Raw genomic sequence first — 25133 nt, 5'->3', positions numbered from 1 at the left:
GACGACGATGAAAAAAAGAACGAAATCCATTGGTATATTGTTGTTACTTAATTTGATTCCGTTGTTGTTCAGCCATTTTTTGATGCGGAGAAAAAAAGCATAGGTCGTTAAGTTAATCTGTAGTTAGTCAGCACAAGTCTCGTTATTTGTGAAGGAGGTGCACTATGAATCGTGGGATCAAAGCGATTGGAATAATCCTCTCATTGATATTGATGTCTGTTTTGTTGATGATGAGCGCAATCACATCGCCTTATTCAGAATTTCCATTTGGAATGAGGCGGGCAAGATTTATTTATGATTTGCTGTCAAATGAGTATTTTCAACTTTTTCTATTTTGGAGCGCTGTTGTTTTCTCAATCGTTTTATTGATTTTTATCTGTGTTCTGATTTTTTATCCGAGAATCAAACAGACTTTTGTGCTAAATGAAGACAGAGGACGCTTATCTTTGGATAAAAAAGCTATCGAAGGCTTTGTCCGTTCAAAATTAAAAGGAGTCGGCTTTGTTTCTTCACCAAAAGTAAAAGTTCGTGCAACAAAAAATACGATAAAAATTTATGTGACTGGTCAATTAACACGAACCTCTTCGATTATTGGAAAAACAGGAAACTTAATGGAAGAGATTAAAGATGAGCTGCAAGCCATCTTAGGTTCAGAGGAAAAGGTCAAAGTAGATGTCGCATATAAAGAATTCGAAAAAGAAGATCAAAGGACTGCAAATCGCTCAAGAGTAGAATAGGAGGGAGCGTATGAAAGAATTCATTTATCAATATAAACTCCCGATTATTTTTGGGGGATTGGGATTGATCCTAGCAATCTTATTAGTTTCGATTGGTTTTTTTAAAACGCTATTACTTGTTGTTCTTACAGTTTTGGGCACGATGATTGGTTTTTATTTGGAACAAAGCGGTTTATTTAGGGATATTTTTAAGCCTCGAAACAAGTAGTAAGAACTGCCAATAGTTTTTTTAATGAATAAAAATAAAAAAATTATCTAACAGGAGGAATTTATAATGGTCAATAATTTTGAGAACAAAGATGTCCGTGATAAAACCGTAGGAGTAAATCCAGTTGATGGCAATTATGAAACCTTTGCAGATACCAATAAAGTAACCGAGATCAAAGGCGAATTGACGTATGCGGACAAGGTAATCCAAAAAATTGTTGGAACGGCTGTCGATCAAATCGATGGATTATTAACGGTTGATGGCGGATTTTTTTCGAATATCGCAGAGAAGTTAGTCAATACAGAGAATGTTACTTCAGGAATTGAAACAGAAGTTGGCAAGAAGCAAGTAGCAGTCGACATGGATGTAGTCATTGAATATGGTCGCGACATTCCTAAAATTGCAGAGCGAATCAAGCAAGTCATTCATGACGAAGTAGCCCACATGACACATCTTGAAGTGATCGAAGTAAATGTTAACGTTGTTGATATCAAATCAAAAGATGAATATCAAGAAGACAGTGAAACAGTTCAAGATAAAGTAACCAGCGCGGCTAAGACTACCGGACGCTTTGCAGCAAAACAAACAGACAAAGCAAAAGAAGCAGTTAGCCGTGGAACCAATACAGCACAAGAAAAGATCGAAGAAAAACAAGAACCGCGCGTAGAATAATAGATTAGAGGAGGAATTATCATGGGACTTATTTGGTCATTAATCGTCGGAGCAATCATCGGCGTTATAGCAGGTGCGATCACAGGTAAAGGAAGCAGCATGGGATGGATCGCCAATATTATTGCAGGATTAGTCGGGTCAGCACTAGGCCAAGCGTTATTAGGACATTGGGGCCCTTCACTTGCCGGAATGGCACTTGTGCCATCAATTATTGGAGCAATCATCTTAGTACTGATTGTTTCATTTTTCTTAGGCAGAAGTAAATAAACAGACAAATAAAGAAAATAGTGATAATAAGGGGAGATAGGATAATCATCCCAGCTTCAATGAGTAGGGATGATTATTTTTATGGATACTTTTTATGGATACTAATGATAAGAATTGAATCAAGAGGGATGCTCCACTGATTTCTCAGGTGAGATAACTTTTAGAAAAGTAAGAGAAATTGGAGAGTTTGCTTTATTATACGGAGGTCACAATTCCCTAATAGAAGAAGTAGTTAAGACTCAGAAATCATTTGTTGATTCCTGAGTCTTCATTTTTTTATTTACTAGGGATTGGCGTCATTAGATGCTTACTTTCTTACTAAAAAACAATTGAAAAAAATTTTTTTGTATAAGATAATAATTGTTATAAAAAGGAAGGAATCAGACAATGTCGGAACGATAAATTCATGTATTTAGAATAATTAGGTGAATTTATTACAGGAAATAATCGAATTGTCGTCGCTTTGGTGAAGGTGAATGAACAAGAAAATTGATATATTAAATGCTTGGATCACGATTGAGCAATTATCAGAAGGCTCTATAAAAATATCGGATAACAATTACAGGACTTTTGACAATCAATTAAATAATGAATTTTATGAGACCTTCTTTAATCTCTTAAATCTACAAAGATCAGCTCAAAAAATTTCTGACAAAAACTTTAAAAAATCAGGAATAGTATTCTACTTTGATATATTTGATTTCCAAGAAATAACTGACATACTTCGCGAAAAATATGGAATTCCTGCCTCTCATGAAGAAATTAGTCATTCTAATAAATTTACATTTGCTTTATATTTTGATAATCAATTAAATTTTATCCCTGAAAAACTATTTTTTACAATGAGTGGCTACATACGTTACAAGAAGGAGTTACCTAAAGACTTTTTAAAGGCTGAAAATAGTTTACGTGCTGATTTAAGTAAACAATTTGAAGATAAGGAATTTGATGTTGTTCTAAAGGATTTACTAAAGCAATATAGAGTTGAGTTAGGTTCTTGCTGCTATGGATTTGTAAAAGATTTGGAAAATGGGGATATAAATCTTCATTCATTTTTTATTGATGATTTAGAAAAAGCCAAACTTATTGATACAAAAAATTTAAATCGCTATTTTACTGGTTTTTCTGGTGAAAAAATTAATTTAGATAGTAATAATAAATCAGCCAATTTTGATCCAATAATTATTCAAGAGATTTTACAACCAAAATACTATCCGTTAGGTCGATTTCCAAGTGAGTCAAAGTATTCACTTTCGCTTATGCAAGAAATTGCAGTCAATTTGGCACTAAATGAAAAAAATGATATCCGTAGTGTTAATGGCCCGCCCGGTACGGGAAAAACAACATTACTTAAAGATATCTTCGCTGATTTAATTGTTCAACAAGCTGAAGAAATATGTAAATTAGCGAATAAAGAAGTAAAAGGAAGTATCCCTTATTGGGAAAAAGCAAAATTAGGGGTAGTGCCTCAACAAATTTCAGATAAAAACATAGTTGTTGCTAGTTCTAATAATGGAGCTGTACAGAATATTGTTAATGAGCTTCCCCAAATAGATGAAATCTCTAAAGAATTTAGAGAAAAAATATTTCTAGTAGATTATTTTAAAACAATATCTAATTCAAAGCTCAGTGGGAAATGGATTAAAGCAGGAAATAAAAATAGTAGAGAACTTACTATCGAGAAGTTAGAAGATAAAAATTGGGGGGCTTTTTCACTTGAAGGCGGAAAAGCTGAAAACATTAGTAATTTGTTATTAAACATTGAATTCATATATAAGTATCTAAAAGAAGAATATAAATCTAATCGTAAAATCTATGAAGAATTTTCAAAACTACAGAAGCAACTATTAGCTGAACAGAACCAAATTCAGGAATATTATGATAAAGTCCAAGAACTTCAAATTTTGAACAGTGAATATAAAAGAAAAAAAGATCATTACTCTCAAGAGAAAATTGAAAAACAGGAAGAGCTAATAAAACTTTGCGAGAACAAAGAAAAACAGTCTGAATCTTTATCAGAAAAAATTAAAATAACAGAAAATATGTTAAAAATCTCTGAAGCAAAACTTGAAGAACTCTCCGTACTTTTTAGAGAAGCCCAAAGAAACTTTGATGTAGTTGTCTCACAAAAACCAAGTTTGATGTGGGTACAAAAGGTTTTGAAAACGGGAAAAGCTAAAAGCTATTATGAAGAATTAAAATATGCCAATGATAGCTTAAATAAACTTGCTGAACAAAGACAATATTTAAAAAAACAAAAAACAGAAATGAGTCAAAAACTTCATCAAGCTCAAAATGATTTTGCTGATATAGAAAAGAAGATCCAACAAGCAAACGCTGATTTTGATAATTGGAGAGAACGGCAAGATCAAAAAATAAATCGTATAAAAAAACAGATAGAATTGATAGAGGAATTAAAAAAGAGGACAAATATAGACGAGATTGATTTCTCAAAATCATATGAGGAACTTCAAATCTCAAATCCATGGTTTACTAAAGAATTTCGTGTGAAACAAACGGAATTATTTATGAAAGCCTTAGAAGTTAAAAAACAATTTTTATATGAAAATAGTAAACACTTAAACACAGCGAGGATAGTCTGGGATAAACAAGATGAGTATATGTCTAAAGAAAATGGTCAACAGCTAATACTTGAATCTTGGCAGTGGTTAAACCTTGCTATTCCAGTGATTAGTACAACATTTGCGAGTTTCGGACGAATGTTCAGAAATTTACAGGAGAATTCTCTCGGCAACTTATTTATCGATGAAGCAGGTCAGGCTTTACCGCAAGCAAGCGTAGGGGCAATATTTAGAAGTAAAAAAGTCATGGTTGTTGGCGATCCTTCACAAATTAAACCTGTATTATCGTTAGATTCAAACATGTTGAATTTATTGGGACAAAACTATCAAGTAAATGAAAAATTTGTTTCTTCTAGTTCATCCACGCAAACAATTGTGGATGATACTAGTCAATATGGATTTCAAAAAGATGATGGTGAATGGATTGGGATCCCATTATGGGTCCATAGGCGTTCGAATTATCCAATGTTCACAATTTCAAATGAGATTTCATACAATGGGCTCATGGTTCAGGGGAAAATTTTTGAAGAGTCTCAAGGTAAATCAAAGTGGTTTGATATTTCTGGTCAGGCAAATGATAAGTTTGTAAAAGAACAATCAGAATACTTAAAAAGTAAAATCGTGAATTGCCTAAGAGAAAAGCCTCTGTTGTCAGGAGAAATATATGTGATTACCCCATTTAAAAATGTTGCATACAGATTAGCTAAAGAGTTAGATGAGATTGGCTTCACACAGTGAAAAGATGGTAAGCCTGTAAATGTTGGAACAGTTCATACTTTTCAAGGGAAAGAGGCTAAGATCGTATACTTTATACTTGGAGCAGACACTAATAGTAAAGGAGCCGCTGGATGGGCAGTTTCTGAACCAAATATAATGAATGTAGCTGCAACCCGAGCTAAAGAAGAATTTTATGTTATTGGTGATAAAAGTTTATATAGTAAACTTGGAAGTAAAGTAGCAAATACTACAATGTCAATTATTGATGATTATAACTCCAATTGATTAGCTGCCTATAATTTTCTATACTAAATTGTTTTTAAGCAAACAAATTTACTTTGATGAACCTCCTTCAGCATGTAAATTAAAATTGTACTGAATTTTCTGATTTATGGACCAAAAAAATCAGATCAAACAGATCGAAGTTAACGTTAAACAGGAGGATACAAAAAAGAGGCTAATGCTAGTCTCTTTTTTTGTCTTCAGATGTTATATAAGAAAATAGATTGTTTTTTTATCGTTAAGATCTGTTGGAGGTCTATCTTAGTTTCTTGTCTATTGATAGATTGCGTAGTTTGAACAGAAATATATTATGTTATTTTTGTATAAATTATTTTTTCGGTTCTTTTTCTGTCTGTGTATTTATAATATAACGTTTAGCAAGCACAATAATTTCTGTCTTCCATGAAATTATCGACCGCAAGTGCGGTGATTTCTCCGTATACTTAAAGTATCAAATGATTGATATGGGGGAACAATAGATGAAGTGGTATAAATTATCGATAGAAGATGTTTTGAATAAATTAACCGCACAGACTACTGGGTTGACTAAACAAGAGCGAGAGGTACGTTTAAAAAATAATGGGCCGAATAAAATTGAAGAAAAGGAACAAGTGAAATTATGGCGTAAAATCGCTAAACATTTCACGGATCTGTTAATGATTGTCTTGATCCTTGCGGCTGTCTTGAAATTTGCGACGGGTGAATGGGTCGAAGGCGGGATTATTTTCTTAGTTGTTATTGTCAATGGTCTGGTCGGGTACTGGCAAGAGCGTAAAGCAGAAGAATCATTGGATGGATTGAGGCAGATGATGGGACAAGAAGCAACGGTCTTGAATGAAGGACAGCCGATCAAGCTAGACGCAGAAGAATTAGTCGAAGGGGATATCGTACTTTTAAAAGCTGGCGATGTTATTCCGGCGGATCTGCGATTGATCGAAGTTCATGATTTAACGGTGGAAGAATCCATCTTGACTGGCGAATCTGAGGCGGTTGAAAAAATAGTAGCGCCGATCGAGCGAGAAGCATTAGCTGGTGATCAGTTGAACATGGCTTTTTCTGGAACATTAGTACAAACAGGTTCAGCTCGTGGATTGGTCGTTGAGACTGGTGATGCGACAGAAATTGGAAAAATCAATCATGCCTTGCAGGCAATTCAAGCGCAAGAGACGCCATTAGTTAAAAAAATGCATCAATTGAATAAACAGATTTTTAGAGGGATTTTGGCTTTGATTCTTTTCTTGCTATTTTTTACTAGTTTCAGATATGGAATGGATTGGAATTTGATGTTTTCTGCTAGTATCGCCTTAATCGTGGCGATGATTCCAGAGGGACTGCCAGCAGTCTTGACGATGATTCTTTCGATGGGGGTCAAAGAGATGGCTGATGAAAATGCGATCATCAAAGGAATGCCGGCAGTGGAAACGTTGGGCTCAATGACGGTGATTTGTTCGGACAAGACGGGAACTCTTACGAAAAATGAAATGACTGTTCAAGCAGTCGTAACAGAAGAACTGTCGGTAGTCAAAGAGATCATGAATAATTGTCAGGAATTGAAAACACGCGATGAGCAAAAAATCGAGACGATCCATGGCAATCCGACAGAGCTCGCATTGTTGAAATATGTTGCAGAAGAAGAGCAGCAGTTAAAACCAGTAGTGGCAAAAATTCCCTTCAGTTCTCGTTACAAATATATGGCAACGATGCATACTGATGGTGAAGAACAAGTGATCTTTGTTAAAGGAGCGCCTGAAGTATTGTTGGAAAAGGCGGACGTAACGAATGAGGAAAAAGTAAATTGGGAGAAACAAGGATTGGATTTAGCCAGCAAAGGACAGCGTGTGCTAGGTTTTGGTTATAAAAAAGGATTCTTAACAGAGTTGACGCATGAGTCATTGAGTAATCTCACGTTTGTTGGATTAGCAGGAATCATTGACCCGCCAAAAGAAAGTGCGGTTCGAGCAATTGAACAAGCTCAGCAAGCAGGGATCTCAGTCAAGATGATCACTGGCGATCACAAAGCGACCGCACAAGCCATCAGTGAACAGATTGGCTTAAAGCACACATCGATAATTTTAGAAGGTGCGGATATTGATGAGATGTCTGATGAGGAGTTAGCAGAAACGGTTGGTGTAGTAGATGTCTATGCCCGCACGACACCAGAACATAAATTAAGAATTGTGACGGCATTGCAAAAACAAGAAGAAGTCGTAGGAATGACTGGTGATGGTGTGAACGACGCCCCCGCTTTAAAACAAGCAGATATTGGGATCGCGATGGGGATCAAGGGCAGCGAGGTAAGTAAACAAGCCGCCGATATGGTTTTAGCCGATGATAACTTTTTTACTATTGTAAAAGCAGTGAAGGAAGGACGCAGAATTTTTGATAATCTGCAAAAGACGATCAATTTCTTTTTACCAACGGCATTAGCGCAAGGTTTGATCGTAATTTTAGCGATGCTGATGAATCAGCCATTGCCGTTGACGCCAATCCAAATTTTATGGGTCAATATGGTAACGACAATCACTTTATCTTACGCGATTGGTTTTGAGCAAGCGAGTCGAGATACGATGACTCGTCCGCCGCGAGACGCGAAGATGGGGATTTTATCAGGTTACAGCTTCTTTAGAATCGTGTATGTTTCCTTATTGATCATGATCCCAGCCTACTTTTTATCAATGCGCTTTGAAGGAACAGCGTTGCAGCAAACGATTCTTTTACAAAGCATTGTTTTAGGTCAGGCAGTTTATATGATTAATTGTCGTGAGAAGTTTGATCCAGCAATCAATCGCCGCTTCTTTGAGAATAAATTTTTATTTATTTCATTAGGTCTTCTTTTCATTCTTCAATTAGGCGTGGTCTTCTTACCGTTAGGACAACAGCTGATCGGCACGACGGCGCTAAATCTAGCTCAACAATTGCTGATTTTAGGGAATGCCTTGCTACTGTTTCTGATCGTAGAACTGGAGAAGCGGATCAGTAAAGAAATCTTCAAGCGAAAAGAAAAAACGGCTATTCGTTATCAAAACGACTAACCATTTTACTTAAAGATACGAATAAGAAGTGAGTTCGGTCAATTGATTGAGCTCATTTTTAGTTGGCGTAGTAGACAAGTAGATTACCGGTAATGGGGCTGAGTCCAGCGGAATATTTGAAAGAATCAGATCGCCAGTTTGGACAGCTAATGTTTTGAGTTGAGAAACCTCAAGCGGAACTAATTTGATTCGTTTGCCTAAAAGGTCAGCCAATTCTTGCTGCAAGAAATTTTTCCAAGCTGGTTCACTTTGAAAAATAAAGAAAACGGTCCGCAGATGAGGCCGGATAGAAGAAATTGCTTGCTGGCTCAAAAGAGAAAAAAGATTCACAAAATAGGTAGTGTCTCCAATCATTGAAAATTGTGGTAAGTCATTAAAAAGTTTCGTACTTTCCTTAGTCAAAACAGTATATTCTTCATTGCGCTGCAGCAAAATTTCTTGGTATTCCAGCTGGAATTGTTTAGACAAGGCAGGAGATTCTGCGTACTTTAATAGAAGAAGCAGTAAATTAGTTGCCAAATTTGTCTGATTCAATGCTTGCAAGGATAGTTCATCAGCGATTTTTTGGACGGCATGCTGGGCCTTTTCACGTAAGAACGAATAGTTTTCATTTAAGATGTCTGATACTTGGTTTCCCAGTGAGCTGTTGTAATTCCAACTTTCTAAAAAACAAAAGAAAGCAAAAAAGATCTCTTCATCTTGCAGATAAACGCCTTCTTTTTTATATAGCTCTTTTAAGTAGGGAACATACAGCAAGAACAGCGGATCATCTGACGCAAAAGTGAAACCTTCGATTGGACAGCCGGCTTTGATCCGAATGCTGTTGATGAAAAACCAGCAAATACCAAAAATTTGTTCTGTATCAACAGTGGATTCTTCCGGCAGTTCTTTGGTTAAAAAGTGCAAGTAATGTTCTTCGTGAATCGAATAGTCCGCAAAGAAATAATTATTGTGGGTGAACGGGAGCAATAGTCGATGATAAAAGATTCGGATGGCACTTTCGTCACCAGTTAAAATTGCTTGAGCGGGTGTTAAGTGGATCTTGATATTAAACGCGGCTAATTGTTGATTGATTTTTGTTTTCTGCCGTTTGAGTGTTTCGTATGAGATGCCGATCTCAGCCAAAAAGTGTGGAATATTCAATTCTTTGGTGAAAAACAATTGCTTGATCAACTGCAGACTAGCAGAATGCGGTAAAAAAGTTTCCCAAAGATCATTAGTCAGTGAATTTTTTTGTGCAAGCAGGCGAATACCGCTTTTGTCAGAAGCTAATTCCCAATTTTCTGGCAAATAGCTGCGGATCAATTGTAGATCAGAAAAAATCGTTCGTTCCGTTGTTCCAATCTTTCCAGCCAGTTCTTTAGCGGTCAGCTGAGAATGATGCAGCAAGTGTTCTAATAGTAAAATTTGCCGATAGATGTCTTTTTCGGTAATGATTTTTTTTAGCATCGAGTACATCAGAAACGCTCCTTTCAAAATTAAGCATACGGAGAAAAACGAGACGGGTCAAGTAGTAGCTGTTCAAACTAGCGACTAGGAAATGTTCCTCTGAGTGCGGGGGATTTTTTTTATATCTAAATTAGTCTATACTTCTAATAGTAAGGAAAAATATTTTTTCAGAAGGGATGAACAGAATGTTACAACGAAAAATCGGCAACAGCTATTGGGAAGCTTCCGCGATCGCTTTAGGAATCATGCGAATGTCAGCGTTGACTGTAACGAAGGCGGCAGAAGTTTTAGAAACAGCGTTAGAAAGTGAAATTAATTTTATTGATTCAGCGGATATGTACGGCGATGGAAAGTCAGAACTGATTTTTGGAGCAGCATTGAAGGAAGCCAAAATCTCCCGTGATAAATTTTTCATCCAATCAAAAGGCGGTATCGTAACAGGCGCTGATAAACGATACGATTATTCAAAACAACATTTATTGGATTCAGTGGATGGTATTTTGGAACGGATGGGTATCGATTATTTGGATAGTTTCTTATTGCATCGCCCGGACCCGTTGATGGAACCAGAAGAAATTGCAGAAGCTTTTGATAGGTTACAAGCCAGCGGGAAAGTGCGTCACTTTGGCGTATCTAACTTTAATCCGGAACAATTTCAATTATTGCAATCATACGTCGATCAAAAATTATTGATCAATCAATTGCAATTTTCAATCATGCATACGGGAATGATCGATTACGGAATGCACACGAATATGACAGATGCACGGTCTTTCGATCATGACGGCGGTGTATTAGAATTCTCTCGGCGCAAGGGCGTGACGATCCAAGCGTGGTCGCCATTCCAATACGGCTTTTTCGAAGGGGTCTTTGTTGACAATGACAAGTTCCCAGAATTGAATGAACAACTAGAAAAATTAGCGCAGAAATATCATACCAATAAAAATGCGATCGCAACTGGTTGGATCTTACGCCATCCGGCTAACATGCAAGTAATTTTAGGTACGATGAATCCAACTCGAATCAAAGAAAGTGCAGCAGGCGCAGCGGTGACATTAACAAAACAAGAATGGTACGATGTCTACTTTGCAGCAGGCAATGATCTACCATAATGATCGAAATAAGGTTGTGACAAAAATTTTGTCGCAACCTTATTTTTTTTGAATTAAATAAAAAGAGTCGATTGGTGAATTGATTCTCGTAACGACGGATGTAGAAATGAACGAATTAAAGGAGGCTATCGGTAAGAACATCCGATTGTTTTGCAGAAATTTGTCCGATTCTAGTGAAAAAGAAGTAAAAAAAGTAAGAAACAGAATTTATATGAAAAATAAAAAACGTTTTATTTGAATTTGGTTAGAAGACGAGAGGCGGTAAGAAGGCGGATTCTTTTTTTCGAATACATAAAAGTATTTCCATTTTTGTGATAAAAATACTGGATCACTTATCTCCCGATTTGAATGGTACATAAGCCTTTAACGCTTTAAATTATTTTATTTTTACATTTAAACTAAGTGATTGTGAATATAAAAACTTATTTGTCAACGGAGAAATCTGACTAAAAAAATTTTGTTTTTTTGAATAAAACAGAACTTTTGCAGCTATTAAATAAAACAAATTAGAAACTCTCTAACTTTTATGATAATTCAAAGAATTGTCATGAATTAACGTTGTAAACGTTATCAACTGCCGATAAACTAAGTATGTAATTTAAGAAAGCGCAAACAAATATCTAGGCTGTTTATTTTTTAAAAGTTTATAAATAACAACTTTAATTGCGCAATAAATAGTATGGAGGAGAATAGTTATGAGTTCAAAAGTTCTTGACCAATTTCTAGAAACGAACTTGGAAGATCTAAAAGAAAAAGGATTGTTCAGCACAATTGATGTTTTAGAAGGAAGCAATGGTGCGATCATTACTGTTAAAGGAAAGAAAATGATCAACTTGGCTTCTAACAACTATCTAGGATTTGCGACTCGACCTGAATTGATCGAAGCAGACGTAGAAGCAACAAAACATTATGGTGCTGGTGCCGGTGCTGTTCGGACAATCAACGGAACTTTAGACATTCACCAAAAATTAGAAGAAAAAATTGCTGAATTTAAAGGAACAGAAGCAGCAATCGCTTTCCAATCTGGTTTCAACTGTAATATGGGTGCAATCTCAGCAGTCATGAAAAAAGGCGATGCGATCCTTTCTGATGAATTGAACCACGCATCAATCATTGATGGCAGCCGTCTATCAGGCGCTAAAATCATCCGCGTAAAACACCAAGATATGGAAGATTTAGAAGCAAAAGCAAAAGCTGCAACTGAAAGCGGCGAATACAATAAAGTAATGTACATCACTGATGGTGTCTTTTCAATGGACGGCGACGTTGCTAAAATTCCTGAAATCGTAGAGATTTGTGAAAAATACAATGTCATCACTTACGTTGACGATGCTCATGGAACGGGCGTAATGGGTGAAGGACGCGGAACAGTTAAACATTTCGGCATGCAAGATCACATTGATTTCCAAATGGGTACATTATCAAAAGGTATCGGTGTTGTCGGCGGGTATGTTGCCGGAACAAAACAATTGATCACTTGGTTGAAATCACAAGCACGTCCATTCTTGTTCTCAACTTCATTAACTCCAGGAGCTTCAGGTGCTTGTATTAAAGCAATTGAATTGATTGAAGAACATCCTGAATATGTAGAAACACTTTGGGAAAATGCTAATTACTTCAAATCAGAATTAAAACGTATCGGCTATGATATCGGTCATGCTGAAACACCAATCACACCAGTAATCGTTGGTGACGAAAGATTGGCTCAAGAGTTCTCTAAAAAATTATTAGAAAACGGTGTTTACGTAAAACCAATCGTGTTCCCAACAGTACCACTAGGAACTGGCCGTGTACGTAACATGCCAAATGCTGGTCATACAAAAGAAATGTTAGATGACGCAATCAAAGTTTACGAAAAAGTCGGTAAAGAATTAGGAATCATCAAATAAAAAAACGAAAGATAATTAGGGAGGAAATCACACTTATGAAAAAAGTATTGATCACAGGCGCATTAGGACAAATTGGTTCAGAATTGACTGAAAGACTACGCAAAGATCTAGGTGTCGAAAATGTTATCTCAACGGATATTCGTACAATTGAAGGCAGCCCAGTTGTTGAAGGCGGACAATTTGAAGAATTAGACGTAACAGATCACGACAGTTTCTTAGACATGGCAAAACGCTATGAAGTGGACACAATCATCCACTTAGCTGCACTACTTTCAGCAACTGCTGAAAAACGTCCAGCATTTGCTTGGAATTTAAATATGACTGGTTTAATGAATGCACTAGAAGTTGCTCGTGAAATCGGACCAGAAACAAAATTCTTCGCACCATCATCTATCGCAGCTTATGGACCAGATGCTGAACCAGACAACACACCACAAGATACAGTAATGCATCCAACTACTATGTATGGTGTAACAAAAGTTGCCGGTGAATTGTTGGAAAACTACTATCATTCAAAATATGGTGTAGATACTCGTTCCGTACGTTTCCCAGGCTTGATCTCATACAAAGTAGAACCTGGTGGCGGAACAACAGACTACGCTGTAGACATTTATTATGAAGCATTGAAAAACAAATCTTACACATCATTTATCGACAAAGGCACAAACATGGACATGATGTACATGGACGATGCAATCGAAGGGATCGTGAAATTAATGAATGCGGATGCAAGCCGTTTGGTACACCGCAACTCATTCAATATTACAGCAATGTCCTTTGAACCAGAAGAAATCGCAGCATCAATTCGTCGTCGTATCCCTGAATTTGAATTGAACTATGATGTGGATCCAGTTCGTCAAGGGATCGCAAATTCTTGGCCAAATTCGATTGATGACAGCGATGCACGTAAAGAATGGGACTTCAGCCCAAGTTTCGACTTAGATAAAATGACTGATGAAATGTTAGAAAAATTGTCAGCAAAATTCAAAGCTGAAGGCGTTGAAACAAAAGTATCTTTTGACAGTGTAAATTCTTAAGATAGTTGGTCTTTCTTAACAAAACATGAGGGATAAATGAGAAAAAAGGGAATGTTTAAAATAACGTTTCCCTTTTTCTTTCCCCGTGTTAAAATAATATCTGGGCAAGTAAAAAAAGTTATTGAATACTTGGTATAACGCAATTTTTTATTCTGTTTCTTTTATCTAATAACTTTATCTATTTGTTTTAAAAATCAAGTTAAGAAGTGAACAAACGATCACTTCGCAATTAAGGAGGAAAAATTATGTCAGACAACCAACAAGATGTCGTCGGTTCACACGAAGGTGAATTGAAACGGACGATGACGTTCTTCCCGGCCCTTTCAACAGTAATGGGTACCGTAATTGGAGCGGGAGTATTCTTCAAAGCAGCCAGTGTTGCTACAGTAACAGGATCGACTAGTTTACATATGCTATCTTGGTTTCTAGGAGGCTTGATCAGTGTCTGTGCCGGCTTGACAGGTGCGGAGCTAGCAGCGGCTATTCCAGAAACAGGTGGGATGTTGCGTTATATCGAACGTGCGTATGGTGAATTCTGGAGTTTCTTACTAGGTTGGGCACAAGTTATTATTTATTTCCCAGCAAACGTAGCAGCTTTAGCAATTATCTTTGCTACTCAGTTCATCAATTTGTTTGGTATGAGTCAATCACTATTAGTACCAATTGCAATTATTGCAGCTACATCAATTATGTTGATCAACTTCCTAGGTTCAAAAGCCGGCGGAATGTTCCAATCAATCACATTAGTCTGTAAGTTAGTTCCTTTAGCATTGATCGTAATTTTCGGTTTATTACGTCAAGGCGATGTAACAGTCAGCTTGTTCCCTGTTGAAGCAGGCGCACACGTTGGCGGATTCGCTCCAGCGCTAGGTGCAGGATTATTAGCAACAATGTTTGCTTATGATGGCTGGATTCATGTCGGAAATATCGCTGGTGAATTAAAGAACCCAGCGCGTGACTTACCTCGTGCCATTGCAGGTGGGATCTTAGGGATCATGGTCGTTTACTTACTAGTTCAATTTGCTTTCCTACGTACGATGGATATCTCTGTTTTAGCAGGAAATGAAAATGCAGCGATGGAAGTAGCGAAAACTATTTTCGGCGGCATCGGCGGCAGATTAGTAACAATCGGTATTTTGATTTCAGTATATGGAACAATCAATGGGTACACGATGACCGGGATGCGTCTTCCTTATACAATGGGTCTTGAAAAACAATTACCATTCTCAGACAAATTAGTAAAATTAAATAAAAACCAAGTTCCTTATGTTGCTGGTATTTTAGAATTAGTCATCGCGATCGTTTTAATGATGGCTGGCGGATTTGATGTGTTGACTGACATGTTGATTTTCGTTATCTGGATTTTCTACACATTAGTATTCATCGCGGTAATCAAATTAAGAAAAACAGAACCAGATTTGGTTCGTCCTTACAAAGTACCGCTTTACCCAATCATCCCAATTATCGCAATTATTGGTGGTGTGTTCATCTTGGTTATGACATTAGTTAACCAGTTCCAATTAGCGATGGTCGGTATCTTGATCACAGCATTAGGAATTCCTTTCTACTTGTACATGAAGAGAAAATATAAATAAAAAGTTAAAGCCAGCAGCTTGTGCCGCTGGCTTTTTTTAATCATACTTTGTCATAAAAAAAAGCCGCTGGCAATTTGCCGCGGCTTAATTTGTTTCTTTGGTCGTTTCATAATAGTCTAAAAACAAGTGATGAAGTTCAGGATGTGTTTTTCGCAACTGAACCAAACGATTAGTCTCAGAAGACATGAAGCAATGTTGACTAGTTCCAGTCGTCACTATTTTTTCACCGTTATAGACGTGATAGTCAAAGTCGAGACGGGTACCGGTGTATTTGGTGACGGTTGGACGAATCAAAACTTCGTCGCCAAAACGAATCATTTCTTTATAGTTGCAGCTGACACCGAGGACTGGGATCATGATCCCGGCGGCTTCGATTTTTTCAAAAGGATAATCCATAAATGTCAGCGCATCGACACGGGCTTCTTCAAACCAGCGAATATAATTCGAATGGTGGATGATCCCCATCTTATCTGTTTCATAGTAAAAAGGTTTGCGCACATAGCCGGGATAGTTTTCCATAATCATTTCCTTTCGCTCGCGTATTTTTTCAGATAGCGGGGCAATGCCGCACTGATTGAAGTGGGGAGGACCACATAATTTGTTTTTGCCAAATCATCGCCGATCAAGCTGTGCAAATAGACTGCTGCTGCAAGTGTATCGATAGTTTTTTCAAACTGAGCTAAAAAACCAGTGATCATTCCAGCTAATGTATCCCCCATACCGCCAGTAGCCATCCCTGGATTACCTAAGGGATTCTGATAATAAGCCGCGGCTTGATCATAAAGTGTTGTACGATAACTTTTTAATACAATCTTAGCACCTAAGTCTGCTTGTTTTGCACAATTGTTTTTTTCACTCTGTTTATTGATTGATAAGCCGCTTAACCGTGCCCATTCAGCTTGATGCGGAGTGAAAACAGTTTGCTCAGGGAAATTCAATGCTAATTGGTATTCACTAAAAAGCGAAATTGCCGAGCCGTCGATCACCAGCCATTGCTGTGCTTGTTGATTTTTTAATATTTTTTGTAAAAGCTTCAACGCGGTTTGATCTAAACCAAGACCTGGACCAATTAAAACGACATCCGCTGTTTCTAAGACGGAATCGATCACTGCGGTTTCTTCAAAAGATACTACCATCGCCTCTGGTAAACGAGCATGGAGGGCGCTGTGATTTTTGGCTGCTGTGATTACGGTGGTAAGTCCTGCGCCACTTTTGACACAGGCTTCTGCGCTCATAATAATCGCACCGCCATATTGTGAGTTTCCACCGATCAGAACAGTTCGGCCAAAGGTTCCTTTGTGGGAAATTTCCGGCCGCTTTTTGATCGTTTGGGTTAAAATTTCTTTGCTTAATCGAGTCATTTCATCACTTACTTTCATTCAGTTGATTTTTCAGCATTTCTATGAAAAATAATGGGATAAAATTCGTTATAATTTTATTATAGGGGAAAAATCGTGTCTGTCCTAGTATTTCTTAAAGAGTTATCATTGTTTTTCTATTGGATAGAGTGCTATCATTATAGTGGTTTTAATTAAAGGAGGAATCTTTCAATGACAATCGATTTTAAAAAAGAAGTCGAAGCACGTAAAGAGGATCTATTAGCTGATTTATTCACCTTATTACGGATCAAAAGTGAACGTGAAGACGACAAAGCAACCAAAGAAGCACCATTCGGACCTGGACCGGTTGAAGCATTAGAAAAAATGCTTGAGATCGCAGAACGTGATGGCTTCAAAACAAAAAATGTCGACAACTATGCCGGTCATTTTGATTACGGTGACGGAGATGAAACATTAGGAATCTTCGGACACTTAGATGTCGTACCTGCTGGCGACGGTTGGGATTCAGATCCTTACGAACCAGAAATTCGCGACGGAAAATTATACGCTCGCGGATCAAGTGATGACAAAGGCCCTTCAGTTGCTGCCTATTACGCAGTTAAAATCATCAAAGAATTAGGCTTGCCAGTTTCTAAAAAAATCCGTTTTGTTTTCGGTACTGACGAAGAAAGCGGCTGGGGAGACATGGACTATTACTTTGAACATGAAGAAAAACCTGACTTTGGTTTCTCACCAGATGCGTACTTCCCAATCATCAATGGTGAAAAAGGAAATGTAACTATGATTCCTCATTTTGACGGAACAAATGGAACTGCCTATGTTTTAGTAAGCTTTGAAGCGGGTCTGCGTGAAAATATGGTTCCCGGAAATGCCGTTGCAGAAGTGAAAGTTGCAGACGCAGCAGCTGCTGAAAAGATCGCGGCAGATTTTGCGAATTATGTAGAAAGCAATCCAGTTAGCGGGAAAGCAGAAGTATCTGGTTCAACTGTTACTTTACATTTAGACGGAAAAGCAGCTCACGGTGCCAGCCCTCAATTAGGGACAAACGCCGGAACGTTCTTAGCTGTTTTCTTGAACAATTATGACTTTGACAAAGGTGCAAAAGCCTTTATCGAAAACAGTGCAAAATACATCCATGAAGATGTTTATGGTAAAAAATTAGGCGTTGATTTCGATAACGAAAAAATGGGTGAATTAACAATGAATGCCGGCATCTTCAGCTTCAAAGATGGTCAAGACAATGATAACCGGATTACATTGAATTTCCGTTATCCTAAAGGGACATCTGCTGAAGAAATCAAAGCAAAACTTGATGAATTATTCGGCTCAGATGTAAATGTGACTCAAGGTGGACATCATATGCTGCCTCACTACGTACCAGCAGATGATCCGTTAGTTGCTACATTGTTGGATACATTTGAAGAACACACAGGAATCAAAGGCGAAGAAAAAGTGATCGGCGGTGGAACATTCGGTCGCTTACTAGAACGCGGTGTTGCATACGGCGCACAATTCCCTGGCTTTGAAGATACAATGCACCAAGCCAATGAATATATGTCTGTTGAAGATATCTTAAACTCTGCAGTCATCTATGCTGATGCAATCTATCGCTTAGTAAAATAAGTTTGATCAATTTAAATGATTCAGTTAAAAACGAGCCGAATCTTAAAGGATATTAGATATACTAATGGGGTGTGACAAAAGTCTTGTCACACCCCATTTTTTTTAAATTATAGATTCAATCAGCAATCAGTCGATCAATCTTTAAAACAGCACCAGTCTTAGCATCTGCTTTAAATTCATATGCCACCAAATGATCGTCTTCGGTGCGGGTAATTCCACCAGAAAGGACATCCATTGTGATAGCAAATTTTTGCATCCGTTCAGTATCAAAAGAAATCCATGAACCTTCGATCGGACCTTCTTTCAAAAAATCAGTTTTGATTTGCTCTAAGACCTTGTCGGGAGACATTTTTTGTTTTTTTTTGTAATAATGATGTGCAATAATGCCGGTAGCTAGTCCGATTGACGAACCAACAATGAGACCTTGGGCAAATTTTTTGGTTTTTTCCATAGTACAAACCTCCTTGTTCTTTCACTTGCTTTTTGCATACTCAACGAAATGACCTCAGAAAAACAGGTATCGATCATTCATTCAATCTGAGGCATTTTTTTTACAAATTTTTTCGATAGTTAAAGTGAAACCAGTAGCTGTCACTTTCATTTCGGGCTCATCTTATTTTAACATAAATCCGCACAAAGACTGGAAAGAAAGATGACGAGTGCCCTTCTTTCTCAAAAAGATCGAAAAGTGTATAATCAAGATAGTAAAAGAAAAGGTCGTGACGAAATGATTATCCCTAAAAGTATTGAAGAGTTAGCTGGTTACGCAGAAAAAGGAAAGAATGTTTTCTTCTTTACCGCGGGCTGGTGTGGTGATTGCAACTTTATCAAGCCGCAGATGCCAGAAATCGAAGCAGAATTCCCGCAATTTCAATTTATTCAAGTTGATCGCGATGAGTATATCGATGTAGCAGCTGAGTGGAATATTTTTGGGATTCCGAGTTTTGTCGTAGTAAACGATGGGGAAGAATTAGGTCGGTTAGTTAATAAAAATCGTAAAACAAAAAACGAGATTGCTGACTTTTTGCAACGCGTAGAAGGGTAGGAGAGTGTCATGTTTACACAATCGTATCAAAATATCTTAGTCGGAATCGATGGCAGCGACCAAGCAATGGAAGCTTTCAAAAAAGCGTTAGCCGTCGCTAAACGAAATCAAGGAACTGTATATGTAGCCAATGTGATCGATCATCAAATCTACACGTTCATGAGCTACTCACCGTTAAATCAAAATATTATGGATCAATTGGCCGCCGATGCGAAAGACTTGATCAACGAATGTAAAGATTTAGGGGCTGAATTAGGTTATAACAAAATTGAAGGCATTATTGCCTATGGATCGGCAAAAGAAGCGATGGCAAAAACATTACCAGAAAAATACGACATTGACTTGATCATGGTCGGACAATCTGGTCTGAATGCTGTGGAGCGTTTCATGACGGGCAGTGTAGCTAGTTATGTTATCAAAGAAGCAGCGTGTGATGTCTTGATCGTTCATCCAAGTGCTGAATAAAAGCTGGCTTGACCAGCTTTTTATTTGGGGAAAAATGAGCGAAAAGCGAAATACTAGCAATTAGGAATCTATAAAATTGAGTGTGCAGATGGCTGTGATTTAATCATTTGTATAACAAGTACTCATTTACTAAGCTGGAAATGAAAAAAAACTCATGCAAAAGTCCTGTTAGATTTGTTAAGATACGAGAGGACTATGACTGGAGGTAGAACCGTGATTTTTGCGTATAATAAACAAAATATTGGCGACACGTTGATGGTGATCGTCAAAAATGATGAAAACAAAGACAATGCCATCGAGAAAAAAGGAGATGTTGCCCGCGTCCAAACGACAGATGGGACAACAGTAGCCTGGAACTTTTTTAATGTTTCAGAGTATTTACCGATCCATGGCAATGGTCAAGTGGAATTGTCTGAAAAAGAAATCGAAATCTTAAATGAACATTTGAAGCTAGCTGGTTTTGAAGAACGATTGGCAACTGATCTTTCGCCAAAATTTGTAGTTGGTTATGTGAAGACTTGTGTGCCACATCCTGACTCAGACCACTTGCATATTACTGAAACCGAGATCGACGGCGGAAAGACCTTGCAGATTGTTTGCGGTGCGCCGAATATTGCGGCAGGACAAAAAGTTGTGGTCGCAAAACCTGGTGCGATGATGCCGGATGGTCAAATGATTTGGCCGGGAAATTTACGCGGTGTTGATAGTTTTGGAATGATCTGTTCAGCTAGAGAACTTCATCTACCAAATGCACCGGAGAAAAAAGGAATCTTAGTTTTAGCTGAAGATGCTAAAATTGGTGAAAAATTTGAAATAGGCAAATAAAAAATTCCGTTGAGTCAGCTCAACGGAATTTTTTTATTTAATTATTACCTTGTTGCTCAGTATTAGATTGTAGCGAAGTAGTGTCAGTACTCAATTTGATTGAAACAGTCTCTTTCTTATCTTGACGATAGTAAGTAATTTTTATGGTGTCACCAACTTTGTATTTGTACAATGCTGATTGTAGTTCAACGCCAGTTGCCACTTCAGTATCACCGATCTTAGTGATCACATCGTATTTCTTCAAGCCGGCTTGGTCTGCTGGCGTGGAAGATTGGACTTTAGCAACGACAACCCCATTTGTAACAGAGCTTGGCACTTTAACGATTTCACTTAATTGTTCTGTTGATAAATCAGATAGGTTGACCATCGAGATACCAAGTGCAGGCCGGATTACTTTGCCGTCTTTTTCCAGTTGATTGATGACATTGACCACATCATTACTTGGAATGGCAAAACCAATTCCTTCAACACTAACATTTGATTCAGTTTGGACGATCTTGCTAGAGTTGATTCCGACTACTTGCCCAGCCATATTTACTAAAGGTCCGCCAGAGTTGCCGGGATTGATCGCAGCATCTGTTTGAATCGCGTTGATGTTGACTGTTTGCCCGTCGTCATTTTGATTGACAACTTGCCGGTTCAAGGAAGAAATAATCCCTGATGTAACTGAGTTTGCATATTGAGAACCAAGAGGAGAACCTAAGGCAATTGCCGGTTCGCCGACTTTTAGATTGCTGGAATCACCAAAAGTAGCCGCGGTGATATCTGCCACTTTATCCGATTCCACTTTTAAAACGGCCAAGTCAGTGTATGCATCTGTTCCGATCAAAGTGGCTTTGACTTTTGAACCATCTTTCAATAAAACTTCAAGACCGTCTTGACTTTCTACCACATGATTGTTTGTTACGATATAGGCAGTTTTGCCTTCTACTTTATAGATGACACCAGAACCTTCTGACGCTTCTTCTAGTTGATCATCAGAACTTTCTGATTGCTCTTCACTGCTGCCGAAAATATCAGAAAAGCCGCTGATATCGCTTTGTGATTGCTGATTTTGTAAATTGATGACCGAAACGACGGCATCTTGTACTTTGCTAGCAGCATCAGTAACATCGGAATTAACATCCACTTTCATATTGCTGACAGTTGTATTGCCAGCACTTGGCGAGCCGCTAGTACTTTGAGTATTTGGACTAAGCAATGAACCGTTCGCTACATAGAAAATTCCGATCGTAAGAACCGCGCCGAGTATACCGCCTAATAAACTAATCCCAAATCGTCTAAAAAAACCCGTTGATTTTTTTGGCGTGGGTGTAATATCTTTTCTTATCATAATTTCCTCCACCTCTACTATAATTTAAGTTATATTGAGTATAGTATTTTTCTGTAAGTTAAGTCTACTACACCGATTTGACTTTTTTATGAAAAAGTTTTGGAGGAAAATGTGGAGAAATGAAGAAAAATTGTTTTCCACAAAATCAGTGGAAAACTAAGGAAAAAGATTGTTGATTAATTAAATTATTTTATCCACATAAATGTGGATAATAGGGATAACTCAGTGGAAAACATATGTTTGTATCGAAAACAGCCCTAAAAAAGGCTAGAGAAATCCTAAATCTGGGGATAACCCTGTGACTAATGTGTATAACTTAGTGGAAAAAGGTGAAAGAAAATGAATATCAAAATTATTTCTGTGGGAAAACTGAAAGAAAAATACCTCGTTCAAGGAATTTCAGAATATACTAAACGCTTATCAAAGTATTGCAAGATCACGTTAATCGAAGTGGCAGACGAGAAAGCACCAGAAAAACTCAGCGACGCCGAGATGATCCAAGTCAAAACAAAAGAAGGCGAGCGAATCCTTGCTAAAATCAAAGAACAAGAATACGTCTTTGCACTAGCGATCAATGGCGAAAATCCTAGCAGTGAAACGTTTGCAGCTATATTAGACAAACTCCAAATCAGTGGAAAAAGCCAATTCGTTTTCGTCATCGGCGGCTCATTAGGCTTGAGCGATCAAGTCCTCAAACGCAGCAATGCTCAAATCTCATTCGGGAAAATGACCTACCCGCACCAACTAATGCGCCTGATCCTAATAGAACAAATTTATCGAACATTCCGAATCAATGCAGGGGAGCCGTATCATAAATAAGGCGTTTTTCAAAGAAATGAAACTTTGAAGGTAAGAAATGACCTTCGATAAAATAGTGGCTTGCTTTCAGGATTTAGAAAAAAATATCTAGCAATGATTTCAATCTAAGAAGGGGTTTTAGAACATAGTTAAGGTGGATTCAAGAATTCAATCTTGATTAAGCTAAATCAATTCTTATGGATCGAAAAATAATTAAAAGTCATACCGGGTTGGGGCGCTATCCTAAAGTATAATAAGTATCCATCAAAAAAATTCCGATTATCTTGAGTGATGATCGGAATTTTTTTGATGGATACTACAGATTTTCAGTAACCCAAATTTTGAATAGCCAAGGCCAGTTAGATACAGCTTTATCAATTTTTTGTGGATCACTGGTTGTTTCAGAAGTGGCTAAGCTCAGCCCGTGAATACCTTTTGGAAAAATGTGTAATTCGAAGGGAACACCGACAGATTGTAGCTTGTTTGCAAACAGTAAACTATTTTCTACAGGAACACTTTGATCTTCCACAGTATGCCAAATGAACGTTGCTGGAGTATCCTTCGTGATTTGATTTTCTAGAGACATTTTTACTTTTAGTTTATCGTAGTTTTCACCCAATAAATTTTGAAGAGAACTTCCATGGGCGAAGGGACCAGAGGTGATTACTGGGTAGCATAATAACAATCCATTTGGTTTCCATTCCTGCTCATTACCAAATAACTGTTCTTTGAGAAATGCCTCGTTCCAAAATACTCCTAAGCTTGCGGCAAGATGTCCACCAGCAGAAAATCCGGCAACGATGATTTTATTTTCATCAATATTCCATTTTTCAGCATTTCTTCGAATAACTTGCATGCTTTTGGCTAATTCAATGAGTGATTGTGGAAATATTACAGGTTTAATACTGTATCGTAAAATAAAGGCATGAAATCCTAAGGACATCATTTTGACCGCAATTGATTCGGTCTCGGTATCTGATAATAATTTATAAGCTCCACCAGGGCAAATTACGACTGCTGGACGTTTTCTATTGAGATCAATTTCGGGATAATTGTCTAAAATATATGTTGTCAATTCTGCTTTGTCAATTTCTATTTTTTCTTGTATCATTTTCCTCCTCCAATGATTGAAAAATTATAAGTTGTTTTGGAATGGTAAGGTTTTTTCGGTCCAAATGTCACCCTCTCCAATTGGTTTGCTGGATACTGGGTTTCAAAAGTTATTCCACTATAAATAGGGTAAAGTTGATGATCACTAGCGAAAGTTTCTTGTGTAGTGTTGAATGTATAAATAACAACACTAGGCAAGGTTGTAGTAAATGTTATCTGTCGTCCATTCGTTGGATGTCTCAAAATTCCAGCCTGCTCGTTGTGGAGTTGGTATGTGTGATTGATTCCTTCAAAATTTGCTAATGTGGAAAGATCGTTTAACGACTGAAAATTCAGCTGACTTGGGACAGGAAATGGTACTGTTGATTGAATCAAACCGTTTTTTTCGTGAAATAATAAATCAGAATTAATCTGAAAAAGATGGTTGGTTATAGGTTGGAAAGCTGAACCATTCAAGTTGAAATACATATGATTTGTTGGATTTAGATAAGTCTCAGCTGTAGGATTTACCAAGATTTCCATAATAAGATTGTAACCGCTATCAATGCTGTAAATAACTGAAGCCACGTAGTCTGAGGTTGAATGGCAAAAAGAAATGGTAATAGAATCATTATTTTCAGTAACTGATTGTTTCCATATCAGCTTGTCCCAGCCATTAGATCCCCCGTGGAAATGAATGGGCGGTCGATTCCTTTCAAGGGTCGTTTTACCAACCTCATAACGTCCAGCTAAAGGCCCGACAATACTTCCAGCAAAGGTTTTATTATTCAACCAAATATCTTTTGGTGGAGCGACTAAAATATTTTCCAAATTACTGCGATTATCTGAAAATGAAATATTGAAAATTGAAGCTCCAAGATTTGAGAAGGTCACCTCTAACTCTTTTTTTATTGAAACTTTGGTGAAAATTACGCTTTTGTCAATATGATCATAGGATAATTGAAACATTAGATCCCTCCTTTCTGTCAGTATAACTTTATCTGAAAAAAATTTCCATTAGTATTGACACTTTTTG

The 25133-nt window shown here is 37.4% G+C and carries 22 protein-coding genes and 1 pseudogene; 16 read left to right on the top strand and 7 right to left on the bottom strand.

Annotated features, from left to right (window positions below; all coding sequences use genetic code 11):
* The first annotated feature begins 164 nt into the window (after positions 1–164).
* From amaP to FFM68_RS09690, 7 genes and pseudogenes are all read left to right on the top strand, one after another.
* Positions 165–737 carry an alkaline shock response membrane anchor protein AmaP gene (amaP, locus tag FFM68_RS09715; protein ID WP_137619143.1) on the top strand — a complete coding sequence of 191 codons (573 nt, stop codon included), beginning with the start codon at positions 165–167 and terminating at the stop codon, positions 735–737.
* 10 nt (positions 738–747) lie between these two features.
* Positions 748–945: a DUF2273 domain-containing protein gene (locus tag FFM68_RS09710; protein ID WP_137619142.1), complete on the top strand. Its 198-nt coding sequence runs from the start codon at positions 748–750 to the stop codon at positions 943–945.
* A gap of 66 nt (positions 946–1011) precedes the next feature.
* Positions 1012–1617 carry an Asp23/Gls24 family envelope stress response protein gene (locus FFM68_RS09705; RefSeq protein ID WP_137619141.1) on the top strand — a complete coding sequence of 202 codons (606 nt, stop codon included), beginning with the start codon at positions 1012–1014 and terminating at the stop codon, positions 1615–1617.
* A 21-nt stretch (positions 1618–1638) separates the two neighbouring features.
* Positions 1639–1884 (top strand): GlsB/YeaQ/YmgE family stress response membrane protein, encoded by a 246-nt coding sequence (locus FFM68_RS09700; RefSeq protein ID WP_137619140.1) that lies wholly within the window; start codon positions 1639–1641, stop codon positions 1882–1884.
* 476 nt (positions 1885–2360) lie between these two features.
* Positions 2361–5204 carry an AAA domain-containing protein gene (locus FFM68_RS09695; RefSeq protein ID WP_239585151.1) on the top strand — a complete coding sequence of 948 codons (2844 nt, stop codon included), beginning with the start codon at positions 2361–2363 and terminating at the stop codon, positions 5202–5204.
* A gap of 24 nt (positions 5205–5228) precedes the next feature.
* Positions 5229–5468: pseudogene (locus tag FFM68_RS13265) on the top strand (AAA domain-containing protein); the annotation flags it as partial.
* 476 nt (positions 5469–5944) lie between these two features.
* Positions 5945–8497, top strand: a complete 2553-nt coding sequence (locus FFM68_RS09690; RefSeq protein ID WP_137619139.1) for an HAD-IC family P-type ATPase — start codon at positions 5945–5947, stop codon at positions 8495–8497.
* A 9-nt stretch (positions 8498–8506) separates the two neighbouring features.
* Here the strand turns inward: FFM68_RS09690 and mafR are convergent, their stop codons facing one another.
* Positions 8507–9955, bottom strand: coding sequence for a global transcriptional activator MafR (mafR, locus tag FFM68_RS09685; protein WP_137619138.1), 1449 nt, complete (start codon positions 9953–9955; stop codon positions 8507–8509).
* Between the two features lie 176 nt (positions 9956–10131).
* On the opposite strand from mafR, the gene FFM68_RS09680 reads away from it, so the two are divergent.
* The 4 genes from FFM68_RS09680 (at position 10132) to FFM68_RS09665 (ending at position 15579) form a co-directional block, all read left to right on the top strand.
* Positions 10132–11058, top strand: a complete 927-nt coding sequence (locus FFM68_RS09680) for an aldo/keto reductase (protein ID WP_137619137.1) — start codon at positions 10132–10134, stop codon at positions 11056–11058.
* 695 nt (positions 11059–11753) lie between these two features.
* Positions 11754–12947: a glycine C-acetyltransferase gene (locus FFM68_RS09675; protein WP_137619136.1), complete on the top strand. Its 1194-nt coding sequence runs from the start codon at positions 11754–11756 to the stop codon at positions 12945–12947.
* Between the two features lie 35 nt (positions 12948–12982).
* Complete coding sequence (locus FFM68_RS09670; protein ID WP_137619135.1) at positions 12983–13984, top strand: NAD-dependent epimerase/dehydratase family protein; 1002 nt, start codon at positions 12983–12985, stop codon at positions 13982–13984.
* Positions 13985–14229: 245 nt separating this feature from the next.
* Complete coding sequence (locus FFM68_RS09665; RefSeq protein ID WP_137619134.1) at positions 14230–15579, top strand: APC family permease; 1350 nt, start codon at positions 14230–14232, stop codon at positions 15577–15579.
* An 84-nt stretch (positions 15580–15663) separates the two neighbouring features.
* Here the strand turns inward: FFM68_RS09665 and FFM68_RS09660 are convergent, their stop codons facing one another.
* Both FFM68_RS09660 and FFM68_RS09655 read right to left on the bottom strand, forming a co-directional pair.
* On the bottom strand, positions 15664–16098 hold the full coding sequence (locus FFM68_RS09660) for an acyl-CoA thioesterase (RefSeq protein WP_137619133.1): 435 nt from the start codon (positions 16096–16098) through the stop codon (positions 15664–15666).
* Positions 16099–16100: 2 nt separating this feature from the next.
* Positions 16101–16940, bottom strand: a complete 840-nt coding sequence (locus tag FFM68_RS09655; RefSeq protein WP_137619188.1) for an NAD(P)H-hydrate dehydratase — start codon at positions 16938–16940, stop codon at positions 16101–16103.
* Positions 16941–17129: 189 nt separating this feature from the next.
* Between FFM68_RS09655 and pepV the strand changes: the two genes are divergently transcribed.
* The gene (pepV, locus tag FFM68_RS09650; RefSeq protein WP_137619132.1) at positions 17130–18542 is read left to right on the top strand and encodes a dipeptidase PepV; all 1413 of its coding nucleotides are present in this window, start codon (positions 17130–17132) and stop codon (positions 18540–18542) included.
* 115 nt (positions 18543–18657) lie between these two features.
* Here the strand turns inward: pepV and FFM68_RS09645 are convergent, their stop codons facing one another.
* On the bottom strand, positions 18658–18993 hold the full coding sequence (locus FFM68_RS09645; protein ID WP_137619131.1) for a hypothetical protein: 336 nt from the start codon (positions 18991–18993) through the stop codon (positions 18658–18660).
* A gap of 201 nt (positions 18994–19194) precedes the next feature.
* On the opposite strand from FFM68_RS09645, the gene FFM68_RS09640 reads away from it, so the two are divergent.
* The 3 genes from FFM68_RS09640 to ytpR all read left to right on the top strand — a co-directional run bounded on the left by FFM68_RS09640 (position 19195) and on the right by ytpR (position 20877).
* A complete protein-coding gene (locus FFM68_RS09640) occupies positions 19195–19587 on the top strand; it encodes a thioredoxin family protein (RefSeq protein WP_275578074.1) in 393 nt (130 codons plus the stop codon).
* A 9-nt stretch (positions 19588–19596) separates the two neighbouring features.
* Positions 19597–20052, top strand: coding sequence for a universal stress protein (locus tag FFM68_RS09635; RefSeq protein WP_137619130.1), 456 nt, complete (start codon positions 19597–19599; stop codon positions 20050–20052).
* A gap of 213 nt (positions 20053–20265) precedes the next feature.
* Positions 20266–20877: a YtpR family tRNA-binding protein gene (gene ytpR / locus FFM68_RS09630; RefSeq protein WP_137619129.1), complete on the top strand. Its 612-nt coding sequence runs from the start codon at positions 20266–20268 to the stop codon at positions 20875–20877.
* A 37-nt stretch (positions 20878–20914) separates the two neighbouring features.
* Here the strand turns inward: ytpR and FFM68_RS09625 are convergent, their stop codons facing one another.
* On the bottom strand, positions 20915–22210 hold the full coding sequence (locus FFM68_RS09625) for a S1C family serine protease (RefSeq protein ID WP_137619128.1): 1296 nt from the start codon (positions 22208–22210) through the stop codon (positions 20915–20917).
* 339 nt (positions 22211–22549) lie between these two features.
* Here FFM68_RS09625 and rlmH point away from each other — a divergent pair, with 339 nt between their 5' ends.
* A complete protein-coding gene (gene rlmH, locus FFM68_RS09615) occupies positions 22550–23029 on the top strand; it encodes a 23S rRNA (pseudouridine(1915)-N(3))-methyltransferase RlmH (RefSeq protein WP_137619127.1) in 480 nt (159 codons plus the stop codon).
* 295 nt (positions 23030–23324) lie between these two features.
* On the opposite strand, the gene FFM68_RS09610 is transcribed toward rlmH, so the two are convergent.
* Together FFM68_RS09610 and FFM68_RS09605 are read right to left on the bottom strand one after the other, a co-directional pair.
* The gene (locus FFM68_RS09610; RefSeq protein ID WP_137619126.1) at positions 23325–24119 is read right to left on the bottom strand and encodes an alpha/beta hydrolase; all 795 of its coding nucleotides are present in this window, start codon (positions 24117–24119) and stop codon (positions 23325–23327) included.
* Positions 24116–25066, bottom strand: a complete 951-nt coding sequence (locus FFM68_RS09605) for an aldose epimerase family protein (protein WP_137619125.1) — start codon at positions 25064–25066, stop codon at positions 24116–24118. Before FFM68_RS09605 ends, FFM68_RS09610 begins: the two co-directional genes overlap by 4 nt.
* Between the last annotated feature and the right edge of the window lie 67 nt (positions 25067–25133).

The sequence above is a fragment of the Enterococcus xiangfangensis genome (assembly GCF_005405365.1).
Lineage (GTDB): Bacteria > Bacillota > Bacilli > Lactobacillales > Enterococcaceae > Enterococcus_A > Enterococcus_A xiangfangensis.
This window is presented reverse-complemented; position numbering and strand designations above follow the sequence as displayed.

Bases quoted from the DNA above. Each gene is read 5' to 3' on its own strand.
- FFM68_RS09705 (WP_137619141.1), top strand. From the start codon at position 1,012: ATGGTCAATAATTTTGAGAACAAAGATGTCCGTGATAAAACCGTAGGA.
- FFM68_RS09635 (WP_137619130.1), top strand. From the start codon at position 19,597: ATGTTTACACAATCGTATCAAAATATCTTAGTCGGAATCGATGGCAGC.
- FFM68_RS09645 (WP_137619131.1), bottom strand. From the start codon at position 18,993: ATGGAAAAAACCAAAAAATTTGCCCAAGGTCTCATTGTTGGTTCGTCA.
- FFM68_RS09640 (WP_275578074.1), top strand. From the start codon at position 19,195: ATGACGAGTGCCCTTCTTTCTCAAAAAGATCGAAAAGTGTATAATCAA.
- FFM68_RS09625 (WP_137619128.1), bottom strand. From the start codon at position 22,210: ATGATAAGAAAAGATATTACACCCACGCCAAAAAAATCAACGGGTTTT.
- FFM68_RS09605 (WP_137619125.1), bottom strand. From the start codon at position 25,066: ATGTTTCAATTATCCTATGATCATATTGACAAAAGCGTAATTTTCACC.
- FFM68_RS09675 (WP_137619136.1), top strand. From the start codon at position 11,754: ATGAGTTCAAAAGTTCTTGACCAATTTCTAGAAACGAACTTGGAAGAT.
- FFM68_RS09695 (WP_239585151.1), top strand. From the start codon at position 2,361: ATGAACAAGAAAATTGATATATTAAATGCTTGGATCACGATTGAGCAA.
- mafR (WP_137619138.1), bottom strand. From the start codon at position 9,955: ATGTACTCGATGCTAAAAAAAATCATTACCGAAAAAGACATCTATCGG.
- FFM68_RS09690 (WP_137619139.1), top strand. From the start codon at position 5,945: ATGAAGTGGTATAAATTATCGATAGAAGATGTTTTGAATAAATTAACC.
- rlmH (WP_137619127.1), top strand. From the start codon at position 22,550: ATGAATATCAAAATTATTTCTGTGGGAAAACTGAAAGAAAAATACCTC.
- FFM68_RS09660 (WP_137619133.1), bottom strand. From the start codon at position 16,098: ATGGAAAACTATCCCGGCTATGTGCGCAAACCTTTTTACTATGAAACA.
- FFM68_RS09665 (WP_137619134.1), top strand. From the start codon at position 14,230: ATGTCAGACAACCAACAAGATGTCGTCGGTTCACACGAAGGTGAATTG.
- FFM68_RS09710 (WP_137619142.1), top strand. From the start codon at position 748: ATGAAAGAATTCATTTATCAATATAAACTCCCGATTATTTTTGGGGGA.
- amaP (WP_137619143.1), top strand. From the start codon at position 165: ATGAATCGTGGGATCAAAGCGATTGGAATAATCCTCTCATTGATATTG.
- FFM68_RS09655 (WP_137619188.1), bottom strand. From the start codon at position 16,940: ATGACTCGATTAAGCAAAGAAATTTTAACCCAAACGATCAAAAAGCGG.
- pepV (WP_137619132.1), top strand. From the start codon at position 17,130: ATGACAATCGATTTTAAAAAAGAAGTCGAAGCACGTAAAGAGGATCTA.
- FFM68_RS09670 (WP_137619135.1), top strand. From the start codon at position 12,983: ATGAAAAAAGTATTGATCACAGGCGCATTAGGACAAATTGGTTCAGAA.
- FFM68_RS09700 (WP_137619140.1), top strand. From the start codon at position 1,639: ATGGGACTTATTTGGTCATTAATCGTCGGAGCAATCATCGGCGTTATA.
- FFM68_RS09680 (WP_137619137.1), top strand. From the start codon at position 10,132: ATGTTACAACGAAAAATCGGCAACAGCTATTGGGAAGCTTCCGCGATC.
- FFM68_RS09610 (WP_137619126.1), bottom strand. From the start codon at position 24,119: ATGATACAAGAAAAAATAGAAATTGACAAAGCAGAATTGACAACATAT.